Genomic DNA, 20115 nt, shown 5'->3' with positions numbered 1-20115 from the left:
CTGTCATGAGTTACGGTTGGAATGATGTGCAGCGCATTGCTGAAGAACTGGCTGAAGCCAAGCCGGATGTGAGCCCGCTGATGGTCAACTTCGTCGACCTGCAGCAGTGGATCATGGAGCTTCCCGATTTCGACAATACTTCTGGCCGTTGCGGCGAGAAGGTCTTGGAAGCGGTCCAGGCTCTCTGGATCGAAGAAATAGACTGATCATCCCCGCAGGTTAGGCAATACCCAAGAACCCGCGTATAATTCGCGGGTTTAATTTTTCGTAAATTACCGTTTCTGGAGTTACACCATGGCTGTTCAACGTACTTTCTCCATCATCAAGCCTGACGCTGTTGCAAAAAACGTCATCGGCGAGATCACCACTCGTTTCGAAAAAGCCGGCCTGAAGGTTGTAGCTTCGAAACTCAAGCAACTGTCCAAGGCTGAAGCTGAAGGCTTCTACGCTGAGCACAGCGCTCGTGGCTTCTTCGGCGACCTGGTTGCCTTCATGATCTCCGGTCCTGTTGTTGTTCAGGTTCTGGAAGGCGAAAACGCTATCGCTCTGAACCGTGAGCTGATGGGCGCTACCAACCCTAAAGAAGCCGCTGCCGGCACCATCCGTGCTGATTTCGCTGATTCCATCGACGCCAACGCTGTACACGGTTCTGACTCCGAAGCCGCTGCTGCTCGCGAAATCTCGTACTTCTTCGCAGCTACTGAAGTAACCACTCGCTAAGCATTGGCTTAAGAGTGAAGGTGAATCCATGACTACATCGACTGTAAAAACCAACCTGCTGGGTCTGACTCAGCAGGAAATGGAAAAATTCTTCGACTCAATCGGGGAGAAGCGTTTCCGTGCCGGTCAGGTAATGAAGTGGATTCACCACTTTGGTGTCGACGATTTCGACGCCATGACGAACGTCAGCAAGGCCCTGCGCGACAAGCTCAAGGTTATTGCCGAGGTCCGTGGTCCCGAGGTTGTCAGCGAGGACATCTCCAGCGACGGCACCCGTAAGTGGGTGGTGCGCGTGGCGTCCGGCAGTTGCGTCGAGACCGTCTACATTCCCCAGGGCAAACGTGGCACCTTGTGCGTTTCGTCCCAGGCAGGCTGTGCCCTGGACTGCAGTTTCTGCTCCACCGGCAAGCAAGGCTTCAATAGCAACCTCACCGCCGCCGAAGTCATCGGCCAGGTGTGGATTGCCAACAAATCCTTTGGCAGCGTCCCGGCAACCGTCGACCGTGCCATCACCAACGTGGTGATGATGGGCATGGGTGAGCCGCTGCTGAACTTCGATAACGTCATCGCCGCCATGCACCTGATGATGGACGACCTGGGCTACGGCATCTCCAAGCGCCGTGTGACCCTGTCGACTTCCGGCGTGGTACCGATGATCGATGAGCTGTCCAAGCACATCGACGTCTCCCTGGCGTTATCGCTGCACGCACCCAATGACGCATTGCGTAACCAATTGGTGCCGATCAACAAGAAGTATCCGCTTAAGATGCTGCTCGAGTCTTGCCAGCGTTACATGGCGACCTTGGGCGAGAAGCGCGTGTTGACCATTGAGTACACTATGCTCAAGGACATCAACGACAAGGTCGAGCACGCGGTCGAGATGATCGAACTGCTCAAGAACACCCCGTGCAAGATCAACCTGATTCCTTTCAACCCGTTTCCACATTCTGGCTACGAGCGGCCGAGCAACAACGCCATCCGCCGTTTCCAGGATCAACTGCACCAGGCCGGCTACAACGTCACCGTGCGCACCACCCGTGGTGAAGACATCGACGCCGCTTGTGGCCAATTGGTAGGACAGGTGCTGGATCGCACCCGTCGCAGCGAACGTTATATCGCGGTGCGCGAACTGAGCGCCGCCGACGATATGCCGCAAAGCACTGCGACTCGAACCTGAGAGAGGATCTCTATGCCCTTGCGCCTTGCGCTGCTATTGCTTGTTACCGGTCTCGCGGCCGGTTGTGTTTCTTCGGGCCATGACAGCCCTTTGCAAACCGGCAAGGGTCGTGAAGAGGCGCGAGTGGCTTATGTGCAACTGGGCTTGGGTTACCTGCGCCAAGGCATGAGCGAGCAGGCCAAGGTGCCGCTGAAGAGGGCTCTTGAGCTGGATAGCGACGATGCCGACGCCAATGGCGCACTGGCCCTGGTGTTCCAGGCCCAGGCCGAGCCTGAGCTGGCCGATCAGTATTTCAACAAGGCCCTGGCTTCGCGCCCTGCCGATCCACGGCTGCTGAATAATTACGGCAGCTTCCTGTTCGAACAGAAACGCTATGAACAGGCGTCCCTTTATTTCCAGCAAGCCTGCGCCGATACCCTCTACCCAGAGCGGTCGCGGGTGTTCGAGAACCTTGGGGTGGCTTCCAAGCGTCTCGGCCAGCGTGATATCGCGCGCCAGCACCTGGAAAAAGCCCTGCACCTGAACAGTCGCCAGCCTCGCGCCTTGCTCGAAATGGCTGAGTTGTCTTACGAAGACAGGCATTATGTGCCGGCACGTGACTATTACGAGCGTTTTAGCCTGCTCAGCGGGCAAAATGCACGTAGTCTATTGCTCGGAGTGCGCCTGGCGACGGTTCATGAAGAACGCGACACGGCCGCACGTTATGGCCAGCAACTCGAACGACTCTATCCCGGTACCCCGGAATATCAGCAATACCTGTCGGAGCAATGATGAAAGCGGCGCACCCGGAAGTTGTAGCAGCTAATCGCGTAAACCCAGGCGACACCTTGCGTCAGGCCCGCGAAAGCAATGGTTGGTCTCTGGCGGAAGTGGCCCTCAAGCTCAATTTGACCACCACGTCCCTGGGCAACCTGGAAGCCGGCGCGTTCGACAAGCTGCCTGGGCATACCTTCGCCCGCGGCTATATCCGCGCCTACGCCAAATTACTGGGTATCGACCAGACCATATTGGTCCAGCAATTCGACCAGTTCACCGGCACCGACTCCCAGGGCAGCAATGTCCATGGTCTGGGGCGCATCGAAGAGCCGGTGCGGGTGTCCCACACGATCCTGCGCATCGTCAGCCTGTTGTTGCTGATCGCCGTGATTGGTGGCGGCTTCGTCTGGTGGCAGGACCAAGCCTCCCAGCGCACCAAGGACTTGACCAGCAACGCTCTGGAGCACGTCGAAGTCGAAAGCGCCGACGGCACCACGCAGATTCACCCATTGGACGAGCCGGAAGACCAGGCTGTCGCCGAAGGCCAGGCTGCGCCTGAAGCGCCAGTGACTGCCGAGCAACCCGCAGTGGAATCGGCCCCGGCGGCCATCGCTGCGGTGCCGGCTCCAGCTGTACCGGCGCATACCCCGGTCGTACCGCCTGCAACGGCGCACACCCCGGCTGCACCTGTGGCGCCGGCCGCTCCTGTGCAGACGCCAGCGCCTACCGCCCCTGCGGCGCCCGCGATTTCGCCGCCGACCACGCCTGTGTTGATCGCCGGTGACGGGCGCGTACATATTACTTTCGTCGCTGACTGCTGGACGCAACTCACCGATGGCAATGGCAAAGTGCTGTTTAGCGGTATGAAGCGTAAGGGAGATACGCTCGACCAGGGCGGCAAGCCTCCTTTGACGCTGCGTCTGGGCTTTGCCCGTGGTGCGCAAGTGGCCTACAACGGCCAGCCTGTCGACGTAGCGCCGTTCACCAGTGGCGAAACTGCTCGCCTGAAGTTGGGACAATAGTCATGCACGGCGAATCTCCAATCAAACGTCGCGTATCGCGCAAGATCTGGGTCGGCTCGGTGCCGGTGGGCGGCGACGCCCCCATCGCGGTACAGAGCATGACCAACAGCGACACCAATGATGTTGCTGCCACCGTCGCCCAGATCAATCGTCTGGAAGCTGCTGGCGTCGACATCGTGCGGATTTCCGTACCGGACATGGATGCCGCCGAAGCCTTCGGCCGCATCAAGCAACTGGTCAAGGTGCCGCTGGTTGCCGACATTCACTTCGACTACCGGATCGCTTTGCGCGTTGCGGAGTTGGGTGTTGATTGCCTGCGTATCAACCCGGGCAACATCGGTCGCGAAGACCGTGTGCGCGCGGTGGTGGATGCTGCCCGTGATCGCGGGATTCCGATCCGCATCGGCGTCAACGCCGGTTCCCTGGAAAAAGACCTGCAAAAGAAATACGGCGAGCCGACCCCCGCCGCGCTGGTTGAATCGGCGCTGCGCCACGTTGAACACCTTGAGCGCCTTAATTTCCAGGACTTCAAGGTCAGCGTAAAGGCCTCCGACGTGTTCATGGCGGTAGAGGCCTACCGCTTGCTGGCCAAGGAAATCGTGCAGCCGCTGCACCTGGGTATCACTGAAGCGGGCGGTTTGCGCTCAGGCACAGTGAAATCTGCGGTGGGTCTCGGTATGCTGCTCGCCGAAGGGATTGGCGATACTATCCGCATCTCCCTGGCGGCAGACCCGGTAGAGGAAGTGAAGGTCGGTTACGACATTCTCAAATCCCTGCATTTGCGTTCCCGTGGCATCAACTTTATTGCCTGCCCGAGCTGCTCGCGGCAGAACTTCGACGTGGTGAAAACCATGAACGAACTGGAAGGGCGCCTCGAAGACCTGCTGGTGCCGCTGGATGTTGCGGTGATCGGTTGCGTGGTCAACGGTCCGGGTGAAGCCAAGGAAGCCCATATCGGCTTGACCGGCGGCACCCCGAACCTGATTTACATCGACGGCAAGCCGTCGCAGAAACTGACGAATGACAATCTGGTGGATGAGCTCGAAAGACTGATCCGCCAGAAAGCGGCCGAGAAGGTCGAAGCTGACGCTGCAGTTATCGCGCGCGGCTGATCCAGCGAATTTAAGGAATAGATGTGAGCAAGTCTCTGCAAGCCATTCGTGGCATGAACGACATCCTTCCGGAGCAGACGCCGCTGTGGCGCTACTTCGAGAGCACCGTTGCGCGTCTGCTGGATAACTACGGTTATAAACAGATCCGTATGCCGATCGTCGAGTTCACCGAGCTGTTCAAGCGTTCCATCGGTGAAGTGACCGACATCGTCGAAAAAGAGATGTACACCTTCGAAGACCGCAACGGCGATTCGCTGACCCTGCGTCCGGAAGGCACCGCCGCGTGCGTGCGCGCCGTGCTCGAGCATGGCCTCAGCGGCGGTGGCCAGCCGCAGAAGCTGTGGTACATCGGGCCGATGTTCCGCCACGAGCGTCCACAGAAAGGCCGTTATCGCCAGTTCCACCAGATCGGCCTGGAAGTGTTCAACCTCGACGGTCCGGACATCGACGCCGAGCTGATCGTGCTGACCTGGCGCCTGTGGGGGCTGCTAGGCATCCGCGATGCGGTCAAGCTTGAACTCAACAGCCTGGGCACCAGCGAGTCCCGGGGCCGCTACCGCGTCGCCCTGGTCGAGTACCTGTCCGCCCACCTGGACAAGTTGGACGAAGACAGCCAGCGCCGTCTGAAAACCAACCCGTTGCGCGTCCTCGATACCAAGAACGCCGACACGCAAGCCGTACTGGTCAACGCGCCGAAGATGGCCGACTACCTGGACGACGAATCCCGTATCCACTTCGAGGGCCTCAAGGCGCGTCTGGATGCCGCCGGTATTCCATACGTGATCAACCCGAAACTGGTGCGTGGCCTCGATTACTACAGCAAGACCGTGTTCGAGTGGGTTACCGACAAACTCGGCGCGCAGGGCACCGTGTGTGCCGGTGGCCGTTACGACGGCCTGGTCGAGCAGATGGGTGGCAAGCCTACGCCCGGCGTGGGTTTTGCCATGGGTATCGAGCGGCTGATCCTGCTGCTGGAAACCCTTGAGCAGGTTCCGGAAGAAATCTCCCGGCAGGTGGATGTGTACCTGTGTGCCTTTGGCGAGGCCGCCGAACTGGCTGGCCTGGCCCTGAGCGAAAAAGTGCGCGACCAACTGCCGAACCTGCGCCTGCAGATCAATGCTGGCGCCGGCAGCTTCAAGAGCCAGTTCAAGAAGGCCGACAAGAGCGGTGCGCTGTACGCACTGATCCTCGGCGATGACGAATTGGCCCAGCAAGTGATAGGTTTCAAACCCCTGCGTGGCCAGGGCGAGCAACAGAACATTGCCTTTGATGCGCTCGCCGCGCACTTGGCCACCTGCGTCGTGCAGGGTTGAAGCTGTCGAACAGCCGAATTTAGCGATTGAGGAGTGTTGGGGTGTCGAGTACTGATGATGAGCAGTTGGCCGAGTTCAAGGACTGGTGGCAGCGTAATGGCAAGCCCCTGGTTACCGGTGGCCTGCTGGCTTTAGTGGTAGTGTTCGGCTGGCAAGCCTGGCACAAGTATCAGGCGAACCAGTCCCAAGGTGCCTCGATCCTCTATCAGCAATTGCTGGAAACCACGCTGACGCCGAGCGGCAAGCCCGATCCTGCGCAAGTGGCAGACCTGGCTGGTAAGCTCAAGAGCGAATTTGGCGGTAGCACCTACGCCCAATACGGCAGCCTGTTCGTCGCGAAAGTCGCGGTCGACACCGGCAAGCTGGATGATGCAGTCACCGAACTGAAGGCCATCGCCGACAAGCCGACCAACCCGACCCTGGGTGAAATCGCACGTCAGCGCCTGGCTCAGGTATTGGCGGCACAGAACAAGGCCGACGAAGCACTCAAACTGCTCGACGGTGATGCTGACAAGGCATTTGTAGCCACTCGCGAAGAGCTCAAGGGCGACCTGTTGGTCCAATTGGGTCGTACCGACGAAGCCAATGCTGCGTACCAAAAAGCCAAGGCGGCGCTGTCTGATGAAGCAGCGGTCGGTGGCTTACAAATCAAGCTCGACGACTTGGCCAAAGGGGATGCGTGACGTGATCCGTTGGAAACATGCAGCATTGCTGGCTCTGGCCGTTCTGGCCGCGGGTTGCAGCAGCAACAGTAAAAAAGAACTGCCTCCGGCCGAGCTGACCAGCTTCAAGGAAGAAGTGGTCCTGCAAAAGCAATGGAGCCGCTCCATCGGTGACGGTCAGGGCGAAACCTACAACATGTTGGTACCGGCAATCGACGGTGACAACATTGTGGCCGCTGACGTGACCGGCGTGGTGATCTCCATGGATCGCATGAACGGCGACGTGAAGTGGAAGAAAGACCTCGAACTGCCCGTATCCGGCGCCGTCGGCGTGGGTTACGGCATGGTTATGCTCGGCACGCTCAAAGGCGAAGTCGTGGCGCTGGACTCCAGCACCGGTGAAGAGAAATGGCGCGCTCGCGTGACCAGTGAAGTCCTCGCACCGCCTGCCACCAACGGCGACATCGTCGTGGTGCAGACCCAGGACGACCGTGTGATCGGCCTCGACGCCAACACCGGCGAACAGCGCTGGCTGTACGACAGCACCCCTGCGGTGCTGACCCTGCGCGGTACCAGTGGTCCGGTTGTGACCAATAATCTGGCCGTTGCAGGTCTGTCGACCGGTAAAGTGGTCGCCCTGAATACCCAGAACGGCGTACCGATCTGGGAAACGCGTGTGGCCATCCCGCAAGGTCGTTCGGAACTGGATCGCGTCGTCGACATCGATGGTGGCTTGCTGCTGTCCGGCGAAACCCTCTACGTCGCTACCTACCAGGGCCGTGTCGCGGCACTGGACCTGCAAAGCGGCCGCGTTAACTGGCAGCGTGATGCTTCCAGCTACGCCGGTGTCGCCCAAGGGTTTGGCAGCGTCTACGTAAGTCTGTCGTCTGGCACCGTTGAAAGTGTCGACGAACGTTCTACCACTGCGCTGTGGAGCAACGACTCTCTGGCCCGCCGTCAACTGTCGGCACCGGAAGTGTTCTCCAGCTACGTAGCGGTAGGCGACTTCGAAGGTTACCTGCACCTGCTGAGCCAGGTGGACGGTCGTTTTGTGGGTCGCGAGCGCATCGACAGCGACGGCCTGCGTGCGCGTCCGCTGGTCGTGGGTAACATGCTTTATGTGTTTGGCAACAGCGGCAAGCTGGAAGCCCTGACCATCAAGTAAAGGTTTGACTATGCTTGGGGTAATCCCCAGGCGGCCCCGCTTCGGCGGGGCATGCTGCATCTGACGATGCTGCCCCGAGCACCAGCCGCTGCCTTGCAGCGGCTTTTGTATTTTCTGAAATAACGAAGTGGAGAGCCGCATGGTTCCCGTAATCGCCCTGGTGGGCCGACCTAACGTCGGCAAGTCCACCTTGTTCAACCGCCTGACCAGGACTCGCGACGCCATTGTCGGCGACTTGTCCGGTTTGACCCGTGATCGCCAATACGGTGAGGCAAAGTGGCAAGGGCGCTCCTACATTATTGTCGACACCGGTGGTATCTCCGGTGACGAGCATGGCATGGACGAAAAGATGGCCGAGCAGTCGCTGCTGGCCATTGAAGAAGCCGATGTCGTGTTGTTTCTCGTGGACGCCCGCGCGGGCTACACCGCTGCCGACCAGATGATCGGCGAGCACCTGCGCAAGCGCAACAAGCGTTCCTATGTGGTGGCCAACAAGATCGACAACATCGATCCTGAAATGGCCCGTGCCGAATTCAGTCCGATGGGCCTGGGCGACGCGATTCCGATCGCCGGTGCCCACGGTCGCGGCATCACCCAGATGTTGGAAATCGCCCTGCGCGACTTCCCTAGGGATGACGCCGAGGAAGAAGAGGGCGAAGAAGAGGTCGTCGCCGAAGGTGAGGAAGCCAAGCGCATTCCTGGCCCGAGCGAAAAAGATGGTATCAAGATCGCCATCATCGGCCGCCCCAACGTCGGCAAGTCGACCCTGGTCAACCGCATGCTCGGTGAAGACCGTGTCATCGTGTACGACGAGCCCGGCACCACCCGCGACAGTATCTACATCCCGTTCGAGCGTAACGACGAGAAGTACACGCTGATTGACACCGCCGGTGTGCGCAAGCGCGGCAAGATCCACGAGGAAGTTGAAAAGTTCTCCGTGGTGAAAACCCTGCAGGCGATCAAAGACGCCAACGTGGTGATCTTCGTGATGGACGCCCGCGAAGGCGTGGTGGACCACGACCTCAACCTGCTGGGCTTCGCCCTGGAAGCCGGTCGGGCCCTGGTGATCGCGATCAACAAGTGGGACGGCATGACGCCGAGCGAGCGCGATTTCGTCAAGATCGAGCTGCAGCGTCGCCTGTTCTTCGTTGAGTTCGCCGATATCCACTTTATCTCGGCACTGCACGGCACCGGCGTGGGCAACCTCTACGCGTCCGTACAGAACTCGTTCAAGTCCGCGGTGACCCGCTGGCCGACCAACCGTCTGACCCAGATCCTCGAAGACGCGGTAGGCGAGCACGCACCGCCGATGGTCAACAACCGCCGGATCAAACTGCGTTACGCCCACTTGGGTGGTGCCAACCCGCCGATTATCGTGATCCACGGTAATCAGATCGAGAAGGTGCCCAAGTCCTACGTGCGTTACCTGGAAAACACCTACCGCCGTGTCTTGAAGCTGGTCGGTACGCCGATCCGTATCGAGTTCAAGGGTGGCGAGAACCCATACGAAGGCAACAAGAACACACTGACTGACCGTCAGGTGAACAAGAAGCGTCGTTTGATGACTCACCACAAGAAGGCCGACAAGAAGCGCCGCGACAAGCGCTGATTCCGACCTCGCAAAAAGGGCTCTTTACGAGCCCTTTTTTGTGCGCGGTGGTTTGCGCCTTGACCCGATGCAATTGGCAGCTTAAAACTTGGGGCTCACCTGCAGGGGCCTCCGATGATCAACAGCAAGCTGCCAAATGTCGGCACGACCATTTTCACCACCATGTCGCAACTCGCTGCCGAGACCGGCGCGCTTAACCTGTCCCAGGGGTTCCCCGATTTTAATGGCCCACAGGGCTTGCTCGATGCCGTGGGCAAGCATGTTGCCAGCGGCCATAACCAATACGCGCCGATGACCGGCCTGCCTGCCCTGCGCCAACAAGTGGCGGCCAAGATCGCTCGCAGCTATGGCGCCACGGTCAGCCCCGACAGCGAAGTGACCATGACCCCAGGCGCCACTGCGGCAATCTTCTGCGCGATTCAGGCGGTGATTCGCAGCGGTGACGAAGTCATCGTATTCGACCCGTGCTACGACAGCTATGAGCCCTCGGTCGAGTTGGCCGGCGGTCGTTGTGTGCACGTGCAACTGAACCTGAAAAACTTCACCCTCGACTTTGAAAAGATCCAGGCGGCGTTGTCTGCGCGCACGCGCATGATCATCCTGAACACACCGCATAACCCCACCGGCGCACTGATCAGTCGCGCCGAGCTGGACCTGTTGGCGGCCTTGATCCGCGACCGTGATATCTACCTGGTCAGCGACGAGGTCTACGAACACCTGGTGTTTGATGGCGTGCCCCACGTCAGCGTGCTGGCCCACGAAGAGCTGTATCAACGTGCGTTCGTGGTCAGCTCCTTCGGTAAGACCTACCACGTCACCGGCTGGAAAACCGGCTACGTGGTCGCGCCCCCGGCCCTGACCGCCGAATTGCGTAAGGTGCATCAATATGTCAACTTCTGCGGCGTGACCCCGTTGCAGTACGCGTTGGCCGATTTCATGGCTGAGCACCCGGAACACGTCGAAGAATTACCGGCCTTTTACCAGGCCAAGCGCGACCTGTTCTGTGACCTGCTGACGCCGTCGCGTTTCAGCTTTAATCGGGTCACCGGTACTTACTTCCAACTGGTGGATTACTCAGCGATTCGCCCGGACCTGGATGACGTCGCTATGTCCTTGTGGATGACCCGCGAGCATGGGGTAGCAACAATCCCGGTTTCGGTGTTCTACCAGCACCCACCCCAAGGCCAGCGCCTGGTGCGCCTGTGCTTTGCCAAACGCGAGGAGACGCTGCAACAAGCAGCCGAAAAACTATGCGTGATCTGAATGCACTGCCTGACCTGAACATCGCCCTGGTCCAGACCAGCCTGGCCTGGCACGACCGCAAGGCCAACCTCGATCACTTCGAATTGCTGCTGGAGCAGGCCCGGGGCGCTGACCTGATCATCCTGCCAGAGATGTTCACTACCGGTTTTTCCATGGACTCGGCCACCCTGGCCGAACCGGAAAGTGGCCCGACCCATCGCTGGCTCCAGGCCCAGGCGGCGAAGTACAACGCGGTGATCACCGGGAGTGTGATTATCCAGGCGGCCGACGGCAGCCATCGCAACCGTCTGTTATGGGCGCGGCCGGATGGCGAGGTGCTGCATTACGACAAGCGCCATCTGTTCCGCATGGCCGGCGAGCACAATCACTACACGCCCGGCGAGCGCCAGGTGCAGTTCGAGATAAAGGGCTGGCGTATTCGCCCATTGATTTGCTACGACCTGCGCTTTCCGGTGTGGAGCCGTGATGCCCAGGACACCGATCTGCTGCTGTACACCGCCAACTGGCCAGGGGCGCGACGCCAGCATTGGAACCGGTTGCTGCCGGCGCGTGCGATCGAGAACCTGTGTTATGTGGCGGCGGTGAATCGGGTGGGTACGGACGGCAAGGGCTTTGTCTATACCGGAGATAGCCAGGTGCTGGATTTCCAGGGTGAGAACCTGCTGAGTGCGGGGGAGGCTGACGGGGTGTTCCAGGTGTGCCTGGACGCGGCTGAGCTGGCGGCGTATCGCAGCAAGTTTCCGGCGAATCTGGATGCTGATAACTTTCAGTTTGTCTGACAGAGCGCTATCGCGGGCAAACCCACTCCCATATGTTGACCGCGTTTTCCCTGTAGGAACACGGTCAAAATGTGGGAGTGGGCTTGCCCGCGATGAGGCCCCGACACACAACACAACTCCAAAGCCCAACAAAAAGGCCCCTGAGTTCTCACCCAGGGGCCTTTTGCATGTCGGCGGAGTTACGCCGCTTTCGCTTCCACCTGGCTCAGCGAGCGGTTCAGGGCGCTGAACACCGCCTTGAAGCTGGCCGTGGTGATGTTTTCATCAATACCCACGCCATGCACCGGACGCTCGCCGTTCACTCGCAGCTCGATGTAGGCCGCGGCCTTGGCGTTGGTGCCGGAACCGATCGCGTGTTCGTTGTAGTCCATGATCTCCACGCCAATCGGCAGGCCGGCGACCAGGGCTTCCAGCGCACCGTTGCCCTTGCCGTGCCAGCGCAGGTTGGTTTCGCCTTGGCCTTTGCTCGAGACTTCCACTTCCACCGTGCTGTTGCCGTTTTCTTCCTGCAGGCGATGGCTGACCAGCGCATACGGCGTGTTGGCTTGCAGGTATTCACGCTGCAACAGCGCGTGAATCTGCGAAGCGCTCATCTCCAGGCCCACACGGTCGGTTTCGGCCTGTACCACTTGGCTGAACTCGATCTGCATGCGACGCGGCAAGCTGATGCCGTATTCCTGCTCCAGCAGGTAGGCGATGCCGCCTTTGCCCGACTGGCTGTTCACCCGAATCACGGCCTCGTAGCTGCGGCCGATGTCGGCCGGGTCGATCGGCAAGTACGGCACTTCCCACAGGGCGTCGGTTTTTTGCTGGGCGAAGCCCTTGCGGATCGCGTCCTGGTGGGAGCCAGAGAACGCGGTGTGTACCAGGTCGCCGACATACGGATGGCGCGGATGCACCTGGATCTGGTTGCACTCCTCGACCACTTTGCGCACGCCGTCGATGTCGGAGAAGTCCAGCTCAGGGTGCACGCCCTGGGTATAGAGGTTCAACGCCACGGTGACCAGGTCGACGTTACCGGTACGCTCGCCGTTGCCGAACAGGCAGCCTTCGACACGGTCGGCGCCTGCCATCAGGCCCAGCTCGGTGGCGGCTACGCCGGTGCCACGGTCGTTGTGGGTGTGCAGGCTGATGATCACGCTGTCACGACGGTTGATATGACGACCGAACCACTCGATCTGGTCGGCATAGATGTTTGGCGTGGCGCATTCAACGGTGGCCGGCAGGTTGAGGATCATCTTGTGCTCAGGCGTCGGGTTCCACACCTCGATCACCGCGTCACACACTTCCTTGGCGAACTCCAATTCAGTGGCGCTGAAGGTCTCTGGCGAGTATTCGAACGTCCACTGGGTGTCTGGCTGCTGGGCGGCGTATTTGACGAACAGCTTGGCCGCGTTGACCGCGATGGCCTTGACCCCGTCCTTGTCCTGGTTGAACACGATGCGGCGGAAGGACGGCGAGGTGGCGTTGTACAGGTGGACGATGGCTTTTTTCGCGCCGCGCAGGGATTCGAAGGTGCGCTCGATCAAGTCTTCGCGGCCCTGGGTCAGCACCTGGATGGTAGTGTCCTCAGGGATGTGGTTGCCTTCGATCAGGGTGCGCACGAAGTCGAAGTCGGTTTGCGAAGCGGCCGGGAACGAGGCTTCGATTTCCTTCACGCCGACGGCGACCAAGGTCTTCCAGAAGCGCAGCTTTTTGACTGCATCCATGGGTTCGATCAGCGACTGGTTGCCATCACGCAGGTCGGAGCTGCACCAGATCGGCGCGCTGGTGATGGTTTTCGACGGCCAGGTGCGGTCCGGGATATCGATGGTTGGAAACGCGCGGTACTTCGAAGACGGGTCTTTGAGCATGCTCATCGGGAAATCCTTTGTAGTAGGGGCCGAAAAAAGGCGGCCTGCCGTGGAACTGTTATTGGGGATAAAGCGGGAGACGAGGCAGATCGATTCAGCCTGGCAGTCGTGCGCTGACAAGGCACAGGCTGCGGTGCTGACGGAGCAGAATGAGGGTGTGAGAAGTTTTCATAAGCTCAACCCTAACCCCAGAGGTGAAAGATGGCAAGTAGTGCGGAAAAATTGAGAGAAGTTCTTCTCTGTGCGTAGGAAACGAGATTTTATGCTTAGTAAATGGTTGTTGGCTTGCTTAAATTGCGCAGCCTTTGTTGGCCGCGCAATCGGGCCATTCAAGGTTGGAACGCGCCGATAAAGATCGCCGGATCTACCCGTGCATCGTTCAGGCTGACATTCCAGTGCATATGCGGCCCGGTCGCGCGGCCCGTCGCGCCGACCTTGCCCACCACTGCGCCGCGTGCCAGTGGCTGGCCCACGCTGACATCGATCTTCGACATATGGCAGAACATGCTGATAAAGCCCTGGCCGTGGTCGACGAACACCGTGTTGCCGTTGAAGAAGTAGTTGCCGACCAGGATCACCTTGCCCGCCGCCGGGGTCTTGATCGGCGTGCCGGCGGGGACGGCGAAATCCAGGCCTGAATGCGGATTGCGTTCTTCGCCGTTGAAGAAACGACGCACGCCGAACTTGCTCGACAGCGGGCCGTTGACCGGTTTGTCCAGCACCAGGTTGCTTGGCTGGTTAGGGCTGAAACTGCGGTAAGCCTTGATCTGTACCGCCAGCTCCGCCTCGATGCGTTTGAGCTGCGCCGGGGCGGGGTTGACCTGGCTTTTGTTTTTCAGGGTGATGCGCTGTTCCGGGTACTGCTTGTAACCGACGATAAACGGCAGGTTGCGCCCACCGCTGCTGATGCGTTCGTTGCCCGGTTTGACCGTCAGCGGAATACCGACAATCGCCAGCCAGTTGGCCTGCTCCTTCACCACCAGGAGCGGCTTGCCCTGGTAGGTGGCTTTTGGTGCGGCGGCCGAGGAGCCCAGGTCGACGACTGCAACACCGCCAGGCACCGGCTTGTTCAAGGTCCGGGAGATGTAGCTGTCGGCGTGGGCGTTGACGGTCAGGCACAGCAGCATCAACAGGCTAAATAGACGTGGCATCAATCAATCCAATAACGAAAGGGTGACGGGTGTCAGATGGTTGTCTTCCACCCGCACTTGCAATTGGCCTTCACCGAGGCGCGCGGTCAGGCGCTGGCCGGTGTGGGTCTGCGCGGCATTGCGAATCGCCTGGCCGCGTTCGTCGAGCAGGATGCTGTAGCCACGGCCGAGGGTCGCCAGTGGGCTGACCACTTGCAGTGTCTGCACCTGGCTTTGCAGTTGCAGGCGGCGCGCCTTGAGGCCCTCGCGCATGGCGCGGGGCAGGCGCTCGGCGAGGCTGTCCAGGCGTTGGCGCAGCAAGGCCAATTGGCGGCCGGGGTGTTGGCCGGCGAGGCGCGTTTCCAGGCGGATCAAGCGTTCGCGGCGGGTATTGAGGCTGCGTTCGAAGGCGCGGCGCAGGCGCATGTCCAAGTCATCCAGGCGTTGGGCCTGCTGGCGCAGACGTTCGCCGGGATGGCGCAGGCGGCGCGCCATGCCTTCGAGGCGCAGGCGGTCGTGGGTCAGCCGGTTGCGCATCAGCAGCACCAGGCGACGGTGCAGGCTGTCGACCTGGCGCACCAGGCTGCTGGAGTCCGGGGCCAGCAGTTCTGCAGCGGCAGACGGCGTAGGCGCGCGCACGTCGGCGACAAAGTCGCTGATCGACACATCGGTCTCATGGCCGACGGCGCTGACGATCGGCGTCACGCAAGCATCCACCGCGCGGGCCACGGCTTCTTCGTTGAAGCACCAGAGGTCTTCCAGCGAGCCGCCGCCACGGGCCAGGATCAACGCGTCAAAGCCCCGCGCGTCGGCCAGCTTCAGCGCGCGCACAATCTGCGCCACCGCTTCGCGGCCTTGTACGGCCGTGGGGATCAGGGTGAGTTGCACCTGCGGCGCACGGCGGCGGAACACGCTGATGATGTCGCGGATCACCGCGCCGGTCGGCGAACTGATAATGCCGATGCGCTGCGGATGGGCCGGCAGTGCCACCTTGCGTTCGGCGCTGAACAGGCCTTCGGCGCTGAGCTTTTCCTTCAACGCATCGAAGGCCAGGCGCAGCGCACCATCGCCGGCGGGCTCGACGGTATCGAGGATCAGTTGGTAGTCGCCACGGCCCTCGAACAGCGAGACCTTGCCACGCACCTTCACCGCCAGGCCATCTTTCAAGGCCTGGCGCACCCGTGCGGCGTTCTGCCGGAACAGTGCGCAACGCACTTGGGCGCCGCTGTCCTTGAGGGTGAAATACACATGGCCGGAAGCCGGGCGGGCGAGGTTGGAGATCTCACCTTCGACCCAGATATTGGTGAACACGTCTTCCAGCAACACCCGCGCACGGCCGTTGAGTTGGCTGACAGTCAGGACCTCGCGGTCCAGGCCCAAGCGGGCGAACGGGTCTTTAATCATGGAAAGAGATCTTTAGTCATGGGCGGCAGTTTATAGGCATTCGCGCAAGGTTTGACAGAATTGCTCCACCAACGCGCTGGGTGCGTGCGGGCAGGCCAGGGCCACGGTACTCAAACAGTCCGGGTCGGCCAGGGGCAGAAAATGCACAGCGGCCGGGGCAATGTCCTGCATCGATTTTGGTAGCAAGGCAATGCCGAAGCCGGCCTGGATCAACTGCAACTGTGTGGTCTTGCGCGACATGACCCGCGCAGGCTTGGGGAAAAATCCGGCACGCATGCACAACTCGGCCGACAGATAGCTCAGCCCGCCGCGCTGGGGATGGGGGACCGAGATAAACGCTTCGTCCCTGAGTTGCGCCCATTCGACCGGCGCCTGGCTGCGCGCTAACGGGTGGTTCGGCGGCACCGCCAGCAGTAGCTGCTCACTGTATAAAGGCACTACATGCACGCCTTCGCGCTGGCGCAGCACTGGCAGGCGCAGCAGGCCGACTTCCAGGCGACCGTCGGCGATTTCTTCCAGTTGGGCTTCGGAAGACAGTTTGGCGATATCCATCGATACGCCGGGGCAACGCTCCAGCCAGGTGCTGATGCCGCGCAACAACGGGCCGCTCATCGGCACGGTGCTCGAATGGCTCAGGCGCAGGGTGCCGACTTGGCCGTTACCCACTTGTGTCGCCATCTCGCTGGCCTTGTGCAGTTCAGTCAGCAGGTTGCGTGCCCTGGGATAAAAGGCTTCACCGGCGGCCGTCAACCGAGGCTGGCGCGCGGTGCGTTCGAACAACGGGGTGTGCAGTTGGTTTTCCAGCGCTTTGATCTGCCGGCTCAGCGCCGACTGCGCGACAAACAGGCGCTCGGCGGCGGCGCTGAAGCTGCCGCTGTCGGCGATTTCGACGAAGTAGCGCAGTTGGCGGGTGGAAATCAAGACTCATGCCTTTTCGAGATGGGTAGAGGGCTTTGAAGATATTAGTCGCAAGTCTCACCGATGGCTAAAGTGATGGACATCTCTTTCAAGGAATTACCCATGAGCCCGGTTGAGCTGATGAGTCAGTGGTCGTTTGGCGGTATGGATTGGCTGGTGATCGGCCTGGGCATTGTCGTGGCCTACATCGTGTTTGGTATCGCCGGGTTCGGTACGGCACTGGTGGCGGGGCCGATCCTGCTGGTGTTCATGCCGCTGTCGAAGATCATCCCGCTGCTGGTGCTGCTGGACTTTGTTGCTGCCTTCGGCAACCTGCTGCAATCGCGGCGGGATGTGAACAAGCCGGAGCTGTTGCGACTGCTGCCGTGCATGGCGATCGGTTGCACCTTGGGCGTGGTGTTTTTGCTCAACCTGCATTCGGATCTGTTGCTGCTGTTGATGGGCCTGTTTATCAGCGCCTATGCGATTTACAGCTTGGCGGTGAAGGCTCGGCCGGCGCAACTGGCGGCGGGCTGGGCGATTCCCATGGGCACCGTCGGCGGCTTGTTCGGTGCGTTGTTCGGCAGTGGCGGCTTTTTATATGCGATCTACCTGAGCAGTCGTTTGCCCAAGGACGCCGCGCGCGCCACGCAAAGCGCGTTGATCAGTTGCAGCACCGTGGTGCGCCTCAGCCTGTTCCTGATTGCCGGGGTGTATGCCGACATGCCGCTGTTGCTGCTGGCGGTTTGCCTGTTGCCGGCGATGGCCCTCGGATTGTGGTGTGGGCGCAGGCTGACGCTGCGCATGTCCCGTGAGGCGTTTGTGCGATTGGTGACGTGGCTGGTGCTGGCCAGTGGCATCGCATTGATTGGGCGGTACTTGAGTACTTGACCTGATTTATTCAGGGATTAAGCTGCCTGCCTTCAGGGCCTCTTCGCGAGCAAGCCCGCTCCCACAGTTGACCGCATTTATCCTGCAGGATCGCGGTCGAATGGTGGGAGCGGGCTTGCTCGCGAAGGCGCCAGACGCTACACCGCAGGACTCTCAGGCCCCATGAACTCCCAAAGCATCCTTGTCCCGAAAATCTCCACCTTGCCTGTCCACGAACCCCGCGCCCGGGCGGTCGTGCGCTGGCTGGTGCGCAAGAACATCATCAAGGAAGAGCTGACCACGTGCGGACGCACCGGTAATCGCATGGCTTACGCCCTGGCGGATGGCGCCCGCGCCGTGGTACTGCACCCCGAGGCGCTGCCGTTCAACGAGCCGGTCAATGGCCTGGAAATCATCTACAAGCGTTGCATCTATACACCGGCCAAAGGCTTTCTCGAAGAAGCCGGCTGCCCGGAATGCCTCAAGGAAGTCGGCGAGGCGCTGTTCGACAGCCTGGAAGACTGGATGCCAGGCCACACCGACAACTTCACCTGCCCGCTGTGTGGGCATGAGGATGACATCAACGGCTTTCTGTTCCTGCAGGAATGCGGGTTTTCCAACCTCGGATTCATCTTCAACAACTGGGCGGAGGCGGGTTTCAAGCAGAGCTTTATCGACGAATTTGCCGATTGGTTGGACCAGAAGATCAGTTGGGTCAAAGTCGAGCTTTAATCCATCTATCAGTATTACCAAGTTTGTCAGAGTTTTACGTTGAGACCTGAGGGGTGTCTGAGTATAATGGCGCGCTTCCATTTTCCCGCTCGGGAGCCCCCGCGATGCTGCGTATCAGCCAAGAAGCTCTGACATTCGACGACATTCTCTTAGTGCCCGGTTATTCCGAGGTGCTTCCTAACGAAGTCAGTCTCAAGACCCGCCTAACCCGTGGCATCGAGCTGAATATTCCCCTGGTTTCCGCTGCCATGGATACCGTCACTGAAGCCCGTCTGGCCATCGCCATGGCTCAGGAAGGCGGCATTGGCATCATTCACAAGAACATGACCATCGAGCAGCAAGCTGCCGAAGTGCGCAAGGTCAAGCGTTACGAAGCCGGTGTGGTCAAGGACCCGATCACCATCGAAGCTGACGCCACCGTGCGTGAACTGTTCGAACTGACCCGCCTGCACAATATCTCCGGCGTTCCGGTGCTGCACAATGGCGACCTGGTCGGCATCGTCACCTCCCGTGACGTGCGTTTCGAGAACCGTCTTGAAGTCACCGTCCGCGAAGTGATGACGCCTAAAGAGCGTCTGGTCACGGTCAAGGAAGGCGCTGACAAGAACGACGTGCGCGAACTGTTGCACAAGCACCGCATCGAGCGCGTGCTGATCGTCGACGACAAATTTGCCCTCAAGGGCATGATGACCGTCAACGATATCGAAAAAGCCAAGGCTTACCCGCTGGCCAGCAAGGATGACCAAGGTCGTCTGCGCGTCGGCGCGGCAGTCGGCACCGGTAAAGACACCGGTGATCGCGTGGCGGCACTGGTCGCTGCCGGCGTGGACGTGGTGGTGGTCGACACCGCCCACGGTCACTCCAAGGGCGTGATCGACCGCGTTCGTTGGGTCAAACAGAATTTCCCTGAAGTCCAGGTGATCGGCGGCAACATCGCCACCGGCGCTGCCGCCAAGGCCCTGGCCGAAGCGGGCGCGGATGCGGTCAAGGTCGGTATCGGCCCTGGCTCAATCTGCACCACGCGTATCGTCGCGGGTGTGGGCGTGCCACAAATCAGCGCCATCGCCAACGTCGCCGAGGCCCTCGAAGGCACGGGCGTTCCGTTGATCGCCGACGGCGGTATCCGTTTCTCCGGTGACCTGTCCAAAGCCATCGTCGCCGGTGCTTCCTGCGTAATGATGGGTTCGATGTTCGCCGGTACTGAAGAAGCCCCGGGCGAGATCGAACTGTTCCAGGGCCGTTCGTACAAGGCCTACCGCGGCATGGGTTCGCTGGGCGCCATGTCCCAGGCGCAAGGCTCTTCTGACCGTTACTTCCAGGACTCCTCGGCAGGCGCCGAGAAACTCGTTCCGGAAGGCATCGAAGGCCGTGTGCCGTACAAAGGCACCCTGAGCGCGATCATCCATCAACTGATGGGCGGCCTGCGTTCCTCGATGGGCTACACCGGTAGCGCCGACATCGAAGAAATGCGCACCAAGCCAGAGTTCGTGCGGATCACCGGCGCCGGTATGGCCGAATCCCACGTCCATGATGTGCAGATCACCAAGGAAGCGCCGAACTACCGCGTAGGTTGAGGCTTCCAGCATAAAGTTAAGTAACCGGGGCTGTCTTATGCAGCCCCGAGTTGTTTCTGATTCATTAGACGAGACTG

General features: G+C 60.4%; 19 protein-coding genes. 15 read left to right on the top strand and 4 right to left on the bottom strand.

From position 1 onward, the window contains the following. Window positions 1-5: 5 nt before the first annotated feature. From iscX to ACP7CJ_RS09425, 12 genes are all read left to right on the top strand, one after another. Window positions 6-206 (top strand): Fe-S cluster assembly protein IscX, encoded by a 201-nt coding sequence (iscX, locus tag ACP7CJ_RS09480; protein ID WP_276194727.1) that lies wholly within the window; start codon window positions 6-8, stop codon window positions 204-206. 88 nt (window positions 207-294) lie between these two features. Then, window positions 295-720: a nucleoside-diphosphate kinase gene (gene ndk, locus ACP7CJ_RS09475; RefSeq protein WP_017846179.1), complete on the top strand. Its 426-nt coding sequence runs from the start codon at window positions 295-297 to the stop codon at window positions 718-720. A gap of 28 nt (window positions 721-748) precedes the next feature. Next, window positions 749-1897 carry a 23S rRNA (adenine(2503)-C(2))-methyltransferase RlmN gene (gene rlmN / locus ACP7CJ_RS09470; protein WP_276194724.1) on the top strand — a complete coding sequence of 383 codons (1149 nt, stop codon included), beginning with the start codon at window positions 749-751 and terminating at the stop codon, window positions 1895-1897. Between the two features lie 12 nt (window positions 1898-1909). Then, window positions 1910-2668, top strand: coding sequence for a type IV pilus biogenesis/stability protein PilW (pilW, locus tag ACP7CJ_RS09465; protein ID WP_276194723.1), 759 nt, complete (start codon window positions 1910-1912; stop codon window positions 2666-2668). Beyond that, entirely contained in the window at window positions 2668-3675 is a 1008-nt protein-coding gene (locus ACP7CJ_RS09460) for a RodZ domain-containing protein (protein WP_426100180.1), read from the top strand. The genes pilW and ACP7CJ_RS09460 overlap by 1 nt, the downstream gene beginning before the upstream one ends. A gap of 2 nt (window positions 3676-3677) precedes the next feature. Beyond that, entirely contained in the window at window positions 3678-4787 is a 1110-nt protein-coding gene (gene ispG / locus ACP7CJ_RS09455) for a flavodoxin-dependent (E)-4-hydroxy-3-methylbut-2-enyl-diphosphate synthase (RefSeq protein WP_276194721.1), read from the top strand. 23 nt (window positions 4788-4810) lie between these two features. Then, window positions 4811-6100 carry a histidine--tRNA ligase gene (gene hisS, locus ACP7CJ_RS09450; protein ID WP_247403069.1) on the top strand — a complete coding sequence of 430 codons (1290 nt, stop codon included), beginning with the start codon at window positions 4811-4813 and terminating at the stop codon, window positions 6098-6100. A 41-nt stretch (window positions 6101-6141) separates the two neighbouring features. After that, complete coding sequence (locus ACP7CJ_RS09445; protein ID WP_247403067.1) at window positions 6142-6783, top strand: YfgM family protein; 642 nt, start codon at window positions 6142-6144, stop codon at window positions 6781-6783. After that, a complete protein-coding gene (gene bamB, locus ACP7CJ_RS09440; protein WP_426100179.1) occupies window positions 6776-7927 on the top strand; it encodes an outer membrane protein assembly factor BamB in 1152 nt (383 codons plus the stop codon). Before ACP7CJ_RS09445 ends, bamB begins: the two co-directional genes overlap by 8 nt. 139 nt (window positions 7928-8066) lie before the next feature. Continuing rightward, on the top strand, window positions 8067-9536 hold the full coding sequence (gene der / locus ACP7CJ_RS09435; protein WP_247403065.1) for a ribosome biogenesis GTPase Der: 1470 nt from the start codon (window positions 8067-8069) through the stop codon (window positions 9534-9536). A 114-nt stretch (window positions 9537-9650) separates the two neighbouring features. Further along, the gene (locus tag ACP7CJ_RS09430; protein WP_426100178.1) at window positions 9651-10799 is read left to right on the top strand and encodes a pyridoxal phosphate-dependent aminotransferase; all 1149 of its coding nucleotides are present in this window, start codon (window positions 9651-9653) and stop codon (window positions 10797-10799) included. Continuing rightward, complete coding sequence (locus ACP7CJ_RS09425) at window positions 10787-11578, top strand: amidohydrolase (protein ID WP_426100177.1); 792 nt, start codon at window positions 10787-10789, stop codon at window positions 11576-11578. Before ACP7CJ_RS09430 ends, ACP7CJ_RS09425 begins: the two co-directional genes overlap by 13 nt. A 179-nt stretch (window positions 11579-11757) precedes the next feature. On the opposite strand, the gene leuA is transcribed toward ACP7CJ_RS09425, so the two are convergent. From leuA to ACP7CJ_RS09405, 4 genes are all read right to left on the bottom strand, one after another. Continuing rightward, complete coding sequence (gene leuA, locus ACP7CJ_RS09420) at window positions 11758-13437, bottom strand: 2-isopropylmalate synthase (RefSeq protein ID WP_276194719.1); 1680 nt, start codon at window positions 13435-13437, stop codon at window positions 11758-11760. 323 nt (window positions 13438-13760) lie between these two features. Continuing rightward, window positions 13761-14582, bottom strand: coding sequence for a M23 family metallopeptidase (locus ACP7CJ_RS09415; protein ID WP_276194718.1), 822 nt, complete (start codon window positions 14580-14582; stop codon window positions 13761-13763). 3 nt (window positions 14583-14585) lie between these two features. Beyond that, window positions 14586-15965, bottom strand: a complete 1380-nt coding sequence (xseA, locus tag ACP7CJ_RS09410) for an exodeoxyribonuclease VII large subunit (RefSeq protein ID WP_426100176.1) — start codon at window positions 15963-15965, stop codon at window positions 14586-14588. Window positions 15966-15995: 30 nt separating this feature from the next. Continuing rightward, complete coding sequence (locus tag ACP7CJ_RS09405) at window positions 15996-16886, bottom strand: LysR family transcriptional regulator (RefSeq protein ID WP_426100175.1); 891 nt, start codon at window positions 16884-16886, stop codon at window positions 15996-15998. A 99-nt stretch (window positions 16887-16985) separates the two neighbouring features. Here ACP7CJ_RS09405 and ACP7CJ_RS09400 point away from each other — a divergent pair, with 99 nt between their 5' ends. The 3 genes from ACP7CJ_RS09400 to guaB all read left to right on the top strand — a co-directional run bounded on the left by ACP7CJ_RS09400 (window position 16986) and on the right by guaB (window position 20038). Then, complete coding sequence (locus ACP7CJ_RS09400; protein ID WP_276194715.1) at window positions 16986-17753, top strand: sulfite exporter TauE/SafE family protein; 768 nt, start codon at window positions 16986-16988, stop codon at window positions 17751-17753. Between the two features lie 162 nt (window positions 17754-17915). Further along, entirely contained in the window at window positions 17916-18464 is a 549-nt protein-coding gene (locus tag ACP7CJ_RS09395) for a sugar ABC transporter ATPase (protein WP_247402678.1), read from the top strand. A gap of 104 nt (window positions 18465-18568) precedes the next feature. Further along, window positions 18569-20038 carry an IMP dehydrogenase gene (guaB, locus tag ACP7CJ_RS09390; RefSeq protein WP_321861888.1) on the top strand — a complete coding sequence of 490 codons (1470 nt, stop codon included), beginning with the start codon at window positions 18569-18571 and terminating at the stop codon, window positions 20036-20038. Window positions 20039-20115 lie beyond the last annotated feature (77 nt).

Origin of the sequence: Pseudomonas sp. PSPC3-2 (assembly GCF_049897085.1) — a bacterium.
In the GTDB taxonomy this organism is placed as follows: domain Bacteria; phylum Pseudomonadota; class Gammaproteobacteria; order Pseudomonadales; family Pseudomonadaceae; genus Aquipseudomonas; species Aquipseudomonas paraveronii.
The sequence above is the reverse complement of the archived record's forward strand: the minus strand, read 5'-3'. Positions and strand labels throughout refer to the sequence as shown.

Bases quoted from the DNA above. Each gene is read 5' to 3' on its own strand.
- iscX (WP_276194727.1), top strand. From the start codon at position 6: ATGAGTTACGGTTGGAATGATGTGCAGCGCATTGCTGAAGAACTGGCT.
- ndk (WP_017846179.1), top strand. From the start codon at position 295: ATGGCTGTTCAACGTACTTTCTCCATCATCAAGCCTGACGCTGTTGCA.
- rlmN (WP_276194724.1), top strand. From the start codon at position 749: ATGACTACATCGACTGTAAAAACCAACCTGCTGGGTCTGACTCAGCAG.
- pilW (WP_276194723.1), top strand. From the start codon at position 1,910: ATGCCCTTGCGCCTTGCGCTGCTATTGCTTGTTACCGGTCTCGCGGCC.
- ACP7CJ_RS09460 (WP_426100180.1), top strand. From the start codon at position 2,668: ATGAAAGCGGCGCACCCGGAAGTTGTAGCAGCTAATCGCGTAAACCCA.
- ispG (WP_276194721.1), top strand. From the start codon at position 3,678: ATGCACGGCGAATCTCCAATCAAACGTCGCGTATCGCGCAAGATCTGG.
- bamB (WP_426100179.1), top strand. From the start codon at position 6,776: ATGCGTGACGTGATCCGTTGGAAACATGCAGCATTGCTGGCTCTGGCC.
- der (WP_247403065.1), top strand. From the start codon at position 8,067: ATGGTTCCCGTAATCGCCCTGGTGGGCCGACCTAACGTCGGCAAGTCC.
- ACP7CJ_RS09430 (WP_426100178.1), top strand. From the start codon at position 9,651: ATGATCAACAGCAAGCTGCCAAATGTCGGCACGACCATTTTCACCACC.
- ACP7CJ_RS09425 (WP_426100177.1), top strand. From the start codon at position 10,787: ATGCGTGATCTGAATGCACTGCCTGACCTGAACATCGCCCTGGTCCAG.
- leuA (WP_276194719.1), bottom strand. From the start codon at position 13,437: ATGAGCATGCTCAAAGACCCGTCTTCGAAGTACCGCGCGTTTCCAACC.
- ACP7CJ_RS09415 (WP_276194718.1), bottom strand. From the start codon at position 14,582: ATGCCACGTCTATTTAGCCTGTTGATGCTGCTGTGCCTGACCGTCAAC.
- xseA (WP_426100176.1), bottom strand. From the start codon at position 15,965: ATGATTAAAGACCCGTTCGCCCGCTTGGGCCTGGACCGCGAGGTCCTG.
- ACP7CJ_RS09400 (WP_276194715.1), top strand. From the start codon at position 16,986: ATGAGCCCGGTTGAGCTGATGAGTCAGTGGTCGTTTGGCGGTATGGAT.
- ACP7CJ_RS09395 (WP_247402678.1), top strand. From the start codon at position 17,916: ATGAACTCCCAAAGCATCCTTGTCCCGAAAATCTCCACCTTGCCTGTC.
- guaB (WP_321861888.1), top strand. From the start codon at position 18,569: ATGCTGCGTATCAGCCAAGAAGCTCTGACATTCGACGACATTCTCTTA.